Annotated in this window: 4 protein-coding genes; 2 read left to right on the top strand and 2 right to left on the bottom strand. The window is 71.4% G+C overall.

The genetic code is table 11. The features are described from left to right. Positions 1-246: 246 nt before the first annotated feature. Positions 247-1,629, top strand: a complete 1,383-nt coding sequence (locus tag ACWDU1_RS08050; protein WP_449996630.1) for a cytochrome P450 — start codon at positions 247-249, stop codon at positions 1,627-1,629. Here the strand turns inward: ACWDU1_RS08050 and ACWDU1_RS08045 are convergent. Both ACWDU1_RS08045 and ACWDU1_RS08040 read right to left on the bottom strand, forming a co-directional pair. Continuing rightward, entirely contained in the window at positions 1,607-2,710 is a 1,104-nt protein-coding gene (locus ACWDU1_RS08045) for an LLM class flavin-dependent oxidoreductase (protein ID WP_449996628.1), read from the bottom strand. The genes ACWDU1_RS08050 and ACWDU1_RS08045 overlap by 23 nt on opposite strands. Positions 2,711-2,830: 120 nt before the next feature. Then, positions 2,831-3,703: a sulfurtransferase gene (locus ACWDU1_RS08040; protein ID WP_449996627.1), complete on the bottom strand. Its 873-nt coding sequence runs from the start codon at positions 3,701-3,703 to the stop codon at positions 2,831-2,833. Positions 3,704-4,174: 471 nt separating this feature from the next. Between ACWDU1_RS08040 and ACWDU1_RS08035 the strand changes: the two genes are divergently transcribed. Beyond that, positions 4,175-13,357 (top strand): fatty acid synthase subunit beta domain-containing protein, encoded by a 9,183-nt coding sequence (locus ACWDU1_RS08035; RefSeq protein WP_449996625.1) that lies wholly within the window; start codon positions 4,175-4,177, stop codon positions 13,355-13,357. Positions 13,358-13,411 lie beyond the last annotated feature (54 nt).

Below are 13,411 nucleotides of genomic sequence, written 5' to 3'. Positions count from 1 at the left end.
GGCCACGGCGCAGATCGCGGTCATCGTCGTATTCGTCCCGGGATCCGACCAGACCGTCAGGGCGGCCTCGAGCAACCGGGCGCGGCGCTCGGTCGCGCGCTCGGCGGCACTGAGACCTCGATAGACCCCTGATTGCACGGCCATACGGCCAGCATGCCACAGCGACGCGCCGGTCAAGGTTGACAGGACATCCTTCCTGAATCAGGCTTGACGTGACCGGCACCACATGAGCGCGCGAGGTGAACGATGACGGCCAGGGCACTGGGACCACACGAAGGGACCGCGGCGTCGCCGCCCGCCGGCCCGCGGCCGATCCCGGTCCAGCACCGGGACGACCGCGGCCTGCCCGTACTCGGGCAGGTACTGGAATACGCCAAGGACCCCGTGGCACTGTGCCGGGGGCGCTGGGAGCGCTACGGTCCGGTCGCCCCGTTCCGCGCGCTCGGCAAGAACGCCGTCATGCTGCTCGGGGCGGATGCCTGCGGCGCGGCGCTGCAGAACAAGGACAAGGCCTTCGCCAACGAACCGGCGTGGTCCGAACTCGTCGGCCCCTTCTTCGATCGCGGCCTCATGCTGATCGATTTCGAGGAGCATCTGGCGCACCGGCGGATCATGCAGGAGGCGTTCACCCGGCCTCGGCTCGAGGCCTACACCCAGCGTCTGCACCCGGCCGTGGAACGCGGCGTGGCTAACTGGGCGGAAGGGACGGAGTTCCCGTCCTACTGGAAGCTCAAGCAGCTCACCCTCGATATCGCCGCGGATCTGTTCATGGGCGGTGTCGAGGATACGAGCCCGGCCGAGATGGACCGGGTGAACAAGGCGTTCATCGCCTGCGTCCAGGCCGCGGCCGGTATCGTCCGGATCAACGCGCCGTTCACCCGGTGGGGCCGGGCCTACCGGGGCCGCAAGGTGCTCGAGGGGTTCCTGCGCCACTATCTGCCGGCCAAACGCGCCCGCCGGACCGACGATATCTTCTCGGTGCTCTGCCACGTCGAAACGGAAGACGGGCAACGGTTCAGCGACGACGACGTGGTGAACCATATGATCTTCCTGATGATGGCGGCCCACGACACCTCCACCATCACCACCTCGACCATCCTGCAGTACCTCGGGCAGCATCCGCAGTGGCAGCGGCGTTGCCGCGAGGAAGCACTCACGCTGGGTCCGGCGCCGTCGAAAGCCGAACTCGAGGGCCTGGTCTCCATCGATCTGGTGATGCGCGAGGCGTTGCGGCTGCGGGCCCCGGTTCCGGTGCTGGTGCGTTACGCGGTGAAGGACACCGTGGTCGAGGGTGTGCGGATCCCGGCCGGCACCGATGTCATCATCGGTGTCCAGTTCACCCATCTGATGGAGGAGTACTGGACCGATCCGCTGACCTTCGATCCCGACCGGTTCGGTCCCGGCCGCCACGAGGACAAGACGCACCGGTTCGCCTGGGAGCCCTTCGGCGGCGGCGTCCACAAATGTATCGGCCTGTATTTCGGCGGTCTCGAGGTGAAGGCGATCATGCACCGGCTGCTGCGTGACTACCACTGGACCGTCGACCCCGGCTACGTACCGCCGATGGACTACCACTCGCTGCCGTTCCCCAAGGACGGCCTCCCGATCACCCTGATCCGGAACCGGTGACCGGCCGCCGCCCCAGCGCGGGCGCGACGAGTTCGACGGTATCGCGCAGGATCTGCTCGTAGTCCTCGCGGTGGAACTCGTAGGGCAGTTCGAGGCGCAGTTCCGTGGTCAGGGCGAGTACGGGATCGGCGTGCAACCGGTCGATGATCTCCGCGGCGGTACCCACCAGATCCGGTGCGAACAGGATCTTCCGCTCACCCTGCGGTGCGAGGGTCCGCGCGTGGCGCCCGGCCGCGTACCGGCGGTATCGCTCGCGGGTAGCGCGATCGGCGCCGTCGGTCGGGACGATCACCCGGCCCACCGCGACCCGGGCCGGCCGCCCGGCCGCGGCGTTTCGGAACTCCTCGATCAGCCGTGACTGGGCGGCGCCGAAATCACTATCGGTTTCGCCGAATACGATGTTGCCGGTGAGCAGGTTGAGGCCGTTCGCGCCGGCCCAGCGCACCGACCGCGCGCTACCTCCGCCGTACCACAACCGCTCGGCCAGGCCCGGGCTGTACGGTTGCAGCCGCGGACGCTGGGTGTTGCCGGGGGAGTGGATAACGGTTTCCGGATCACCCAGGTAGTCGCCGCGGAGGTTCGCCGCGAGCCGGGCGATCCGGCCGTAGGACAGGTCGTAATCGCGCCAGTCGCCGTCGAAGACGAGATCGCCGATCAGGTCCGCGTGCGGCGGGGTGCCGGCGCTGAAACCGGGCTGCAGCCGGCCGCCGGAGAGCACATCGGCCATCGACAGATCCTCGGCGAGACGGAAGGGGCTCTCGTAGCCGATCGGAATCACCGCTGTCCCCAGCTGGATACGGCGGGTGCGCTGGCTCGCCGCCGCCAGGAAGACCGCCGCCGATCCGACGCCGTGCTCCAGGTGGCGCTGCCGGATCCAGGCACCGTCGAACCCGAGGCGTTCACCGAACTCGAACAGCCGCAGGGTGTCCTCGAGTCCGGCGGCGGGATCGTCGTCGGGGTAGTTGCCCGGGGTCAGGAATGACAGCGTGGTGATAGCCGCCCGCGATCGGGCCGGTTCACCCACGCTCCCGGAATTCTTCATGTCCGCTTCGACGCCTATCGGACGCCGGTCCTCCGCCATCGCACACCTCCGGGCCTCCCGACGGTCGGAAGCTCGCCACCGATCCAATCGCGTTGCCCCGGAGACACACACCGTTGCGCTCAGCGCGAACGCAACTCCGCCGGCGTGCGAGAAGGGCGCCTAGAAGGTAGCGCCACCGGCTTCCGGATCGCCGAGCTCGACCGGGTTCGCCGGATCGGCGCTCCACTGCGACCAGGACCCCGGGAACAGCGCCGCCTCCCGGCCGGTCGCCGCCAGCGCCGCCACCGCGACCGCCGCCGTGATCCCGGACCCGCAGTACACGACCGGTGATCCCGCCGCCCGCCGCGGCCAGCGGGCGCGGATTCCGTCGTCGGTAAGGAATCGGCCGCCGGCGTCGAGCAGCGCGGTGGCAGGAATGTTCACGGCGCCGGGGATATGTCCGGCCACCGGGTCCACCGGCTCGTGCTCGCCCCGATACCTCTCCGGGGCGCGGACATCCACCAGCGCGCCGTCCGCGCCGAGACTCCGCAGTTCGTCCTCGGCGGCAACCGGGCGGGCGCCGGCGTACAGATCGTCGTGGGTGACGGTGACATCACCGGGAACGGGCCGCACGTCGCCGGTTTCGAGGGGGCGGCCGGTATCCCGCCACGCCGCCAGCCCGCCGTCGAGGATGCGGACATCGGTGAGCCCGGCGGCGGTGAGCACCCACCAGGCGCGCGCCGAACCGGCGCGGTTCCAGTCGTCGTAGGCCACGACGGGTACACCGGCGCGCACACCCCGGGCTCGCAGATCGCGTTGCAGCGCGGGGCCGCCGGGCAGTGGATGGCGCCCGTGACCGGCGACCGAATGGTCGGAGAGCTGGGTCTCGAGGTCGATGTAGACGGCGCCGGGGATATGACCGGCGCGGTAATCGGCCCGGCCGTCGGGATGGTCCAGCCGCCACCGGATGTCGAGCAGCGTGACGGGCGTACCGGATTCGAGTAACGCCGCCAGTTCGCCGGCGGTGGTGAATACCGCTGTGCGTGTGGTCATGAAGGCCCTCCGCTTCTGTCCCGCGGTCACGAGTCCTGGTCCGGAGTGCCGGACAGCGGGATGGTAACAGCGTCGCCGGATCGCGTTTGCCGCGACGATGCCGGCCCGAGCGGCCGCGGCGAGGTGCCCGATGCCCGGGCGGAGCGCAATATTTTTATTTATGGCGTTCGTTACCGGATGGATTCGCGGAATTGACAGAGCGCCGGAGGTGGGGGCGGTGATCACCCGATCGGGGGGATGCCGGAATCGGTGTTTCCGATACGATTCGAAATACCGGATAATTGCGATCCGGACCGCGTGTTTTCTCCTGCGAATATGCGCCGACACTACAACGGGGTGGACCGGCGACTGCTCATGTAATCACATCGGTGCTGATCAGTGCGCTCGCGGCGGGAGAGTTCCGAGCGCAGCGGCACTCCTCCGAATTCCGATGAATCGGAACCGGTACCTCTCGAGAGAAAGTGCATCGCCGTGACGATCGACGATAGTGCCGTTCCCGGTCTGCGAAAGACGCTCGGGTCCGGAGAAATAAATGACGGCATTCCACTCGTGGCGCGTTTGTCGTCCGGTGAACCGTATGCGCTGGCCTTCGGCGGGCAGGGCGCGCCGTGGGAGGACGCGTTCACCGAGATCTGCGACGACCATTACCTCGCCGACGAAATGGCGGCGCTGACAACGCGCGCGGCCGGCCATCTGGCGCCGGTGGCCGCGGGACTGCTGGTCGCGCGGCCCACCGGGTTCGATCCGGCCGGCTGGTTGTGGCGCGATGACGGCCCGGCCCGGCCGGCCCCCGCCGCGCTCCGCGCGGCAGCCGTATCGGTACCGGGTGTGCTGCTCACCCAGCTGGCCGGGCTGCGGGCGCTCGAACGACAGGGGCTGGACCTGGATCGCGCACTGCCCGTGGTGGCCGGGCACTCTCAGGGTGTGCTGGGAGTGGCCGCGCTCGCCGAACGCGATCTCGACGAGCACGCCCGGTTGCTGGCGATCGCGCAGCTGATCGGTGCGGCCGGCGACCGGATCGGGCGCCGCCTGGGACTGGTCGCGCCGGGTGAGCGCGCGACGATGCGGGCCGTCGCGCACGCCGACCCGGACCTGTTGCGTGCGGTCGTGGCGGAATCCGCCGCCGGTGCGGATCCGGCCGCGGCGCCGGTGATCGCCATTCGCAACGGCCGCCGGCATACGGTGCTGTCCGGACCGCCGGCAGCGCTGGACCGGCTCGAGCAGCGATACGCGGCGGCCGCGACCCGGCGTTCCTCGCCATCGGGCGCGACGGCCCGGCCGGCGGTGTTCGACGACCTGCCGATCGATCTGGCCTTTCACCATCCCTCGCTGGAGGAGGCCGTGGACCTGGCGGCCGACTGGGCGGCTCGCTGCGGCCTGGACACCGAGGCGACCCGCCGGCTCGCACGGCAGATACTGGTCGACCCGGTGGACTGGCCGGCCGCCGTGGACGAGGTGGTCGCGGCGGGCGCGCGGTGGGTACTGGCCCTCGGCCCCGGTGACCTGCTCACCCGCCTGACGGCACCGCTCCTGCGCGGTACGGGTATCGGGATCGTGGCGGCGCTGACCCGGCCCGGCCAGCGTAATCTGCTGACCCCGGGCGCGACTCCGGTGGTGGCGCCCGCGTGGCGGGAGTTCGGGCCGCGTCCGGTGACCCTTCCCGACGGCCGGACCGTCACCGAGACCGCCTTCACCCGGCTCACCGGACGTTCCCCGATCCTGCTGGCGGGGATGACACCCACGACGGTGGACGCCGGTATCGTCGCCGCCGCCGCGAACGCCGGCCACTGGGCGGAGCTGGCCGGGGGCGGGCAGGTCACCGAGGACATCTTCGCGGAGCGGATCGAACACTTGCGGGCGCGACTGGAGCCGGGCCGGGCGGTGCAGTTCAACGCGCTGTTCCTCGACCCGTATCTGTGGTCGTTGCAGCTCGGCGGAAAGCGACTGCTGCAGAAGGCCCGGGCCGCGGGGGCGCCGCTGGACGGTGTGGTGATCAGCGCGGGGATCCCCGAACTCGAGGAGGCCGTGGCCCTGATCGCGGAGCTCGCGGCGGCGGGTATCACCTATATCGCCTTCAAGCCCGGAACCGTCGCCCAGATCCGGGCGGTGGCCCGGATCGCGAACGAGGTTCCACGGCAGCCGATCATCGTGCATATCGAGGGCGGCCGGGCCGGCGGGCACCACTCGTGGGAAGACCTCGACGAGCTACTGCTCGAAACCTACGCCGAACTCCGGCTGCGCCCGAATCTGGTGGTCTGCGCCGGCGGGGGGATCGGCACCCCCGAGCGCGCCGCCGACTATCTGACCGGGACGTGGTCGCGGGCCTACGGATATCCGGGGATGCCCGTGGACGGTGTGCTCGTGGGCACCGCCGCCATGGCGACGGCCGAGGCGACCACCTCACCCGCGGTCAAACAGCTGCTGGTGGACACCCCCGGCACCACCGGCTGGATCGCGCCCGGATCCGCCCACGGCGGGATGGCCTCCGGCCGTAGCCAGCTGGGCGCCGATATCCACGAGATCGACAACGCCGCCTCACGGACCGGGCGGCTGCTCGACGAGGTCGCCGGGGACGCGGCGGCGGTCGCCGCCCGGCGCGACGATATCGTCACGGCCCTCGACGCGACGGCCAAACCGTACTTCGGCGATCTCACCGAGATGACCTACGCTGCGTGGCTGCGGCGCTATGTGGAACTGGCGGTGGGCGATACCGCCGTGCCGCTGTCCGGGGCCTCGCCGTGGACGGATATCACCTGGCGCGACCGTTTCGCCGCCATGCTGCGCCGCACCGAGGCCCGGTTGCATCCCGCGGACCGCGGACCCGTTCCGACCCTGTTCGGCGAGGACGACCTGCTGGAGCGGCCCGCCGACGCGGTGGCGGCGCTGCTCGCGGAATATCCCGCGGCGGACACCGCCGTACTGCATCCGGCCGACACCCATTTCTTCGTCGCGCTGTGCCGGACGCCGGGTAAACCGGTGAACTTCGTGCCGGTGATCGACGCCGATGTCCGCCGCTGGTGGCGATCGGATTCCCTGTGGCAGGCCCACGATCGGCGCTATTGCGCCGACCAGGTGTGTGTGATCCCGGGACCGGTATCGGTGGCCGGCATCACCCGGGCCGACGAACCGGTGGGCGAACTGCTCGACCGGTTCGAACGAGCCACCACCGATGCCCTGCTGGCCGCCGGCGCGCCCGCGCGCCCGGTGATCGCCCGCCGGCACGCCGGTGCGGGCCGGACGGCCGTGGATATCGTGCTCGGTGCGCCGGATGTGTCCTGGGCGGGGCGGCTGGCGCCCAATCCGGTGCACCGCCTGGGCCCGCCGGCGGAGTGGACGGCCGGTCCGGGCGGGGTCCTCGGGCACGCGGCGTCGGGAGCGACACTGGAGCAGACCGCGCCCGACCGGGTCGAACTCGGTGTCGCACTGACCTCGGGGTCATGGCTACGTGTCGGGATCGGGGTACCCGCGTCCGCGTCTTCCGGCGGTGTACCGGTGGTGACGGCCGCCGAGGCCGAGGCCGCGATGTCGGCACTGCTCGGGGTGGCCGCCGGTGGGCCGCTGCCCGCGGTACGCGAAACCGGTGGCCGCCGGGTCGCGCACCTCGACCTGGCCTGGACCCCCGGAGTTTTCGCCGACCACGCGGGCGTGGTGGGCGCCGGGTTCCCCGAATCGGTGAATCCGGTGGGCGCCGCGATACCCGATGTACTGATGGGGGCCTGCTGGCCGGCGGTGTTCGCGGTCCTGGGCGCGGCCACCGGACCGGATACCACCGCCGCCGTCGAGGGTCTGCTGGATCTGGTCCACCTCGACCACCGGGTCCGCCTGTGCGGCGAATGGCCGGCCGATATCGGGGTGCTCACCGTCCGCGCCGAATCGGGCGAGGTCGCCGATACCGAACTCGGCCGGGTGATCGAAGTACATATCACCATCGGTGCGATCTTCGACGATATCGGAACCGGTTCGCGGGGGCCGGTTCTCGCGAAGCTCACCGAGCGTTTCGCCATCCGGGGCCGCAACGGCACCGCGACGATCGCCGATCCGCCGCCCGCGGCCGCAACCGCGGGCACGGTGTACCGGGAGACGCCGCGCCGGCGCCGGCGCGAGATCACAGTGGTGGCGCCCGTGGACATGGCCGCGTTCGCGGAGCTGTCGGGTGACCACAATCCGATCCATACCTGCGACGCCGCCGCCGCGCTCGCCGGCCACGGTGGCGTGATCGTGCACGGTATGTGGCTGTCGGCGGCCGCGCAGTACGCGGTGTCCGCCGGTGAGCCCGCGTCGGCGCGGACGATCACCGGGTGGACGGCGCGGTTCCTCGGCCCGGTGCGTCCCGGCACCGGTATCGATATTCGGGTCGACCGGATCGCCGTCTCCGATGGCGCCGAGATCGTCGAGGTGACCTGCCGTGTGGCGGACGAGCCGGTACTGGTCGCCACCGGACGGCTCGCCGCGCCGCCGACCGTGTACGCCTTTCCCGGCCAGGGCATCCAGCGGCGTGGGATGGGGCTCGACGCGCTCGCGCGGTCGCGCGCCGCGGCGGCGGTCTGGGAACGCGCGGACGCCCACACCCGGCGTGTACTCGGGTTCTCCATCCTCGCCGTGGTGCGCGACAACCCGGTATCGCTGCGGGCGGGCGGCGCCGAATACCGCCATCCGGACGGTGTCCTGCATCTGACGCAGTTCACCCAGGCGGCGCTGGCGACGCTCGGGGTCGCGCAGATCGCGGAGTTGCGGGAGGCGGGCGCCTTCACCGAGGGCGCGTATCTGGCCGGTCATTCGCTGGGTGAGTATGTCGCGCTCGCCGCGGTCGCCGGAGTGCTGCCGTTGGAGACGCTGCTGGAAATCGTGTTCCAGCGCGGCCGGGCGATGGATCTGCTGGTACCGCGTGACGAATCCGGCCGCAGTGAGTACGGGATGGCGGCGATCAGACCTTCCCAGATCGGCCTCGGCGATGCCGACGTGGCCGGCTTCGTGGCCGAAACAGCAGCCCGCAGTGGTGAATTCCTCGAAGTGGTGAATCTGAACCTGCGCGACGCCCAGTATTCGGTCGCGGGCACGCGGGCGGGGTTGCGGGCACTGGAGACCGACATCGAACTCCGCCGCGCCCGCACCCACGGTGACCGCGCCTTCGTACTGATCCCGGGTGTGGATGTGCCGTTCCATTCCCGGGTGCTGCGCGCGGGAGTCCCGGACTTCCGGGACAAGCTCACCGAGTTGCTGCCCGCTACGATCGCTCCGCAAGACCTGGTCGGGCGCTATATTCCGAATCTGGTCCCGCGGCCGTTCACCCTGGAGCGCGAATTCCTGCGCGAAATCGCCGACCTCGTGCCCTCCGGCCCGCTCGAGGCCGTACTCGCCGAGTACGACGCCTGGGCGGCGCGGCCCGGCGAACTGTGCCGCACCGTCCTGATCGAATTACTGGCCTGGCAGTTCGCCAGCCCCGTGCGCTGGATCGAAACCCAGGATCTGCTGTTCACCGAACCGGCCCGGGGCGGGCTGGGGGTGCGGCGGTTCGTCGAGGCCGGTCTCGCGGCCGCGCCGACCCTGGCGAACCTGGCCGCGCGAACACTGCGGTTACCCGGATTCGGCGCGGCCGGTGCCGAGGTGCTCAATCTCGAACGGGACGCGGCGCGCGTCTACTGCACCGATACCGACCCCGTGGACCCCGTCGCGGACGAGGACGGAGCCGCCACCGAAACCCCGGCCGCCCCGGTGGTCACCGCGACCCCCGCGGTATCGCCGGCCGGTCCCCGCCCGGATGATCTCGTCTTCACGGCAGCCGACGCGACCACCGTGCTCATCGCGTTGTGGACCAAACTGCGGACCGAGCAGATCGGCGCCGCCGACACCGTCGAGGGCCTGTGTGACGGCGTATCCTCCCGGCGCAACCAGCTTCTGGTCGATCTGGCCGCGGAACTGGCCGTCGGGCCCATCGACGGTGCCGCCGACGCCGGACTCACCGCGCTCGGATCCACCGTGCGGACACTCGCGCGCACCTACCGGCCTTTCGGGCCGGTGCTCACCGAATGGCTGAACGACCATCTGCGCCGCGCGCTGGGCCCCTCCGGCCGCCGCCCCGCCTCGATCGGCGACCGGGTACGGACGGTGTGGGGGCTGGGGGACGGGTGGATCGGTCATGTGACCGCCGAACTGGCCCTGAGTACGCGCGAGGGCAGCAGTGTGCGCGGTGGTGACCTCGGCGGGCCGCTGGCCGGCGGCGCGGCGGACGGCGCCGCGGTGGATGCCGCGGTGGATACCGCCGTACGAGCCGTGGCGGCCCGGCACGCGATCTCGGTGGATCCGCTCCCGGCCGACGGTGCCGGACAATCGGCGCCGGTGACGGTTCCGGCCGAATTCGCCGAGCGGATCACCGGGCGGACCGGCGTACTGGCGTCGGCGGCCCGGCTGGTGCTCGAACAGCTGGGAATCGAGGAGCCGGTAGCCGGGCCCGTCGTGGACGGTACCGGCGGCATCGGGGACATCCCGGTCGTCGAGGCCGTCGCCGCGGAGCTCGGGCCGGACTGGCCGAGGCTGGTGGCACCCGCCTTCGATGCCCGCCGGACGCTGCGCCTGGACGACCGATGGGCCGGTGCCCGCGAGGATCTCGCGCGTCTGTGGCTCGCCGAGGATCCGGAGGTCGAGTCGTCCGGTTTCGCCGGGGCCGGTGAGATCGTCGCCGCGCAGGCGCTGTGGTGGCGGGATCGGGCCACCACGGCGGACCGGCCGGAACTCGCCGGCCGCTACGCCGAGATCGCCGACACGGCCCGGGAGACGCAGGCCGGTGAGTACGCCGCCGATATCGCGGTGGTGACCGGCGCCAGCGCCGGATCCATCGCCGCCGCGGTGACCGAGCGGCTGCTCGCGGGCGGTGCGACGGTGATCGCCACCACCTCACGGCTCGACGAGGAGCGGCAGCGTTTCTATCGTGACCTGTACCGGCGGCACGCACGCCCCGGCGCCGCGCTCTGGGTGGTACCGGCCAATCTGGCGTCCTACCGTGACGTCGACGCGCTCATCGAGTGGATCGCGCGCCCGCACACCGACGACACCTCGGGTATCGCGAAACCGGCCATGACCCCTACCCTGCTGTTCCCCTTCGCCGCGCCCGCGGTGACCGGTGATCTCTCCGAGGCCGGCCCGCGCGCCGAAATGGAGATGCGGGTCCTGCTGTGGTCGGTGCAACGGCTGATCGGCGGATTGTCGGCGATCGGGGCGGATCACGATGTGGACGCGAAACTCCATGTGGTGCTGCCGGGTTCGCCGAACCGGGGCATGTTCGGCGGTGACGGCGCCTACGGGGAATCCAAGGCGGCTCTCGACGCGGTGGTCGCCCGGTGGCGGTCCGAGCCCGCGTGGTCGCGGCGGGTCACTTTGGTGCACGCGGTGATCGGCTGGGTCCGTGGCACCGGTCTGATGAGCGGCAACGACGGACTCGTCGCGGCCGTCGAGGCGGAGGGGGTGCGGACCTGGTCGGCCGCTGAGGTCGCGCGTGAACTGCTCGTCTGGTGCTCGGAACGCGCCCGGGCGGTCACCGCCGCGGGACCGCAGCGCATCGATCTGACCGGCGGACTGTCGGTCACCCGGCTCGACCTGCCGGCACTGGCGGCGCGGGTGCGGGCGGACCGGGATGCCACCGCGCCGGCTCCGGAACCCGCTGCGGCACACGTCGTCGCCGCCCTCCCCGCGCCACCGGACGGTGCCGGCGCGGCACCCGTGCCCGGCTGGGGCCCGGTGAGCGCCGGACCCGCGGAGATGGTCGTGATCGTCGGCGCGGGCGAACTCGGGCCGTACGGCTCGGCGCGCACCCGGTTCGATATCGAGGTCTCCGACCGGCTCTCGGCGGCCGGGGTGCTGGAGCTGGCGTGGACGACCGGGTTACTGACGTGGGAGAACGACCCGGCTCCGGGGTGGTACGACACCGCGACCGGCGAACCGGTGCCCGAGGAGCAGATCGCGGACCGCTACCACGACGAGGTCCTCTCCCGGGCGGGTATCCGCCGTTTCGAGGACGAGGGCGCGCTACGTGACAATACGGCGCCGCTGCTGGCCTCGGTCTTCCTGGAGCGCGATATGACCTTCACCGTCGGCAGCGAAGCCGAGGCCCGGGCCTTCGCCGCGGCCGACGGCGACAATACGGTGATCGCACCCGTACCCGGCACCACGGACTGGGCGGTGACCCGCCGGGCCGGAACCGAGGTCCGGGTACCCCGCCGGGTGGAGATGTCGCGCACGGTGGGAGGGCAGATACCCACCGGATTCGACCCCACCCGGTGGGGTATCTCCGCCGATATGGCGGCGTCGGTGGACCGGCTCGCGCTGTGGAACATCGTCACCACGGTGGACGCCTTCCTGGCGTCCGGGTTCGGGCCCGCCGAGTTGATGCGGTGGATACATCCGGCGCGGGTCGCCAACACCGTGGGAACCGGTTTGGGGGCGCTGCGGGCCGTGCGTTCCAGCCATATCGATCTCCTGCTGGGCAACGAACGACCGAACGATCTGCTGCAGGAGACGCTGCTGAACGTGGCCGCCGCCCATGTGGTCCAGTCCTACATCGGTAGCTACGGAGCGATGCTGCATCCGGTCGGGGCCTGCGCCACCGCGGCCGTCTCGGTGGCCGAGGGCGCCGACAAGATCCGTTTCGGCAGAGCCGATTTCGTGGTCGCGGGCGGGTCCGATGATCTCGGGGTGGAATCGGTGACCGGGTTCGGGGATATGTCGGCGACCGCCGATTCGGCGGGCCTGGCGGCGAAGGGGATCGCGCAACGCCGCTTCTCGCGGGCCAACGACCGGCGCCGGGCCGGTTTCGTCGAATCCCAGGGCGGCGGCACGATTCTGCTGACACGGGGGGACATCGCGCTGCGCCACGGGCTGCCCGTCCTGGGCGTGGTGGGTTACGCGGAATCGTTCGGTGACGGTGTGCACACCTCCATCCCCGCGCCCGGAATCGGCGCCCTCGCCGCCGGCCGCGGGGGAGCGGACTCGGAACTGGCGATCGCACTCCGGGAGCTCGGTGTGACCCCGGACGATATCGCGGTGGTGTCCAAACACGACACCTCGACCGCGGCCAACGACCCGAACGAGGCGGATCTGCACGAACGACTGGCCGCCGCGCTGGGACGCGGGGACGGGAACCCGCTGTTCGTGGTCTCCCAGAAGACACTGACCGGGCATGCCAAGGGTGGCGCGGCCGCCTTTCAGCTCATCGGCCTGTGCCAGCTGCTGGCGGACGGGGTGATCCCACCCAATCGCAGCCTCGACTGTGTCGACGACGACCAGGCCCGCCACCCCCACCTGGTGTGGGTGCGGGAGCCGCTGCGCTTCGGGAATACGCTGCCGCTGAAGGCGGGTCTGCTCACCAGTCTCGGCTTCGGTCACGTCTCCTGCCTCATCGCGGTGGTGCATCCGGAGGCGTTCGTCCGCGCGATCCCGGCCGGGGAACGCGAGGACTACCGCGACCGGGCGCGGGCGCGGCTGCTGGCCGGGCGGCGGCGGTTCCTCGACGCGCTGTGCGGCGGCGAACCGCTCTACCGCCGGCCCGCCGACCGGCGGTTCGGCGGGGAGGGGACGCCGGCCGGGGAGATCCGAGCGCGGGAGGCGGCGATGCTGCTCTCGCGGGACGCCCGGTTGGCCACGGACGGCGTGTACCGGGACTGACCCCCGGGGCGGATACCCGGACCTCCGGGTATCCGCCCGCGCCGGGGTCCGTGC

It is taken from the genome of Nocardia sp. NPDC003345 (assembly GCF_053589395.1).
This window is presented reverse-complemented; position numbering and strand designations above follow the sequence as displayed.

Coding starts and splice junctions, on each gene's coding strand:
- ACWDU1_RS08050 (WP_449996630.1), top strand. CDS start 247: ATGACGGCCAGGGCACTGGGACCACACGAAGGGACCGCGGCGTCGCCG.
- ACWDU1_RS08045 (WP_449996628.1), bottom strand. CDS start 2,710: ATGGCGGAGGACCGGCGTCCGATAGGCGTCGAAGCGGACATGAAGAAT.
- ACWDU1_RS08040 (WP_449996627.1), bottom strand. CDS start 3,703: ATGACCACACGCACAGCGGTATTCACCACCGCCGGCGAACTGGCGGCG.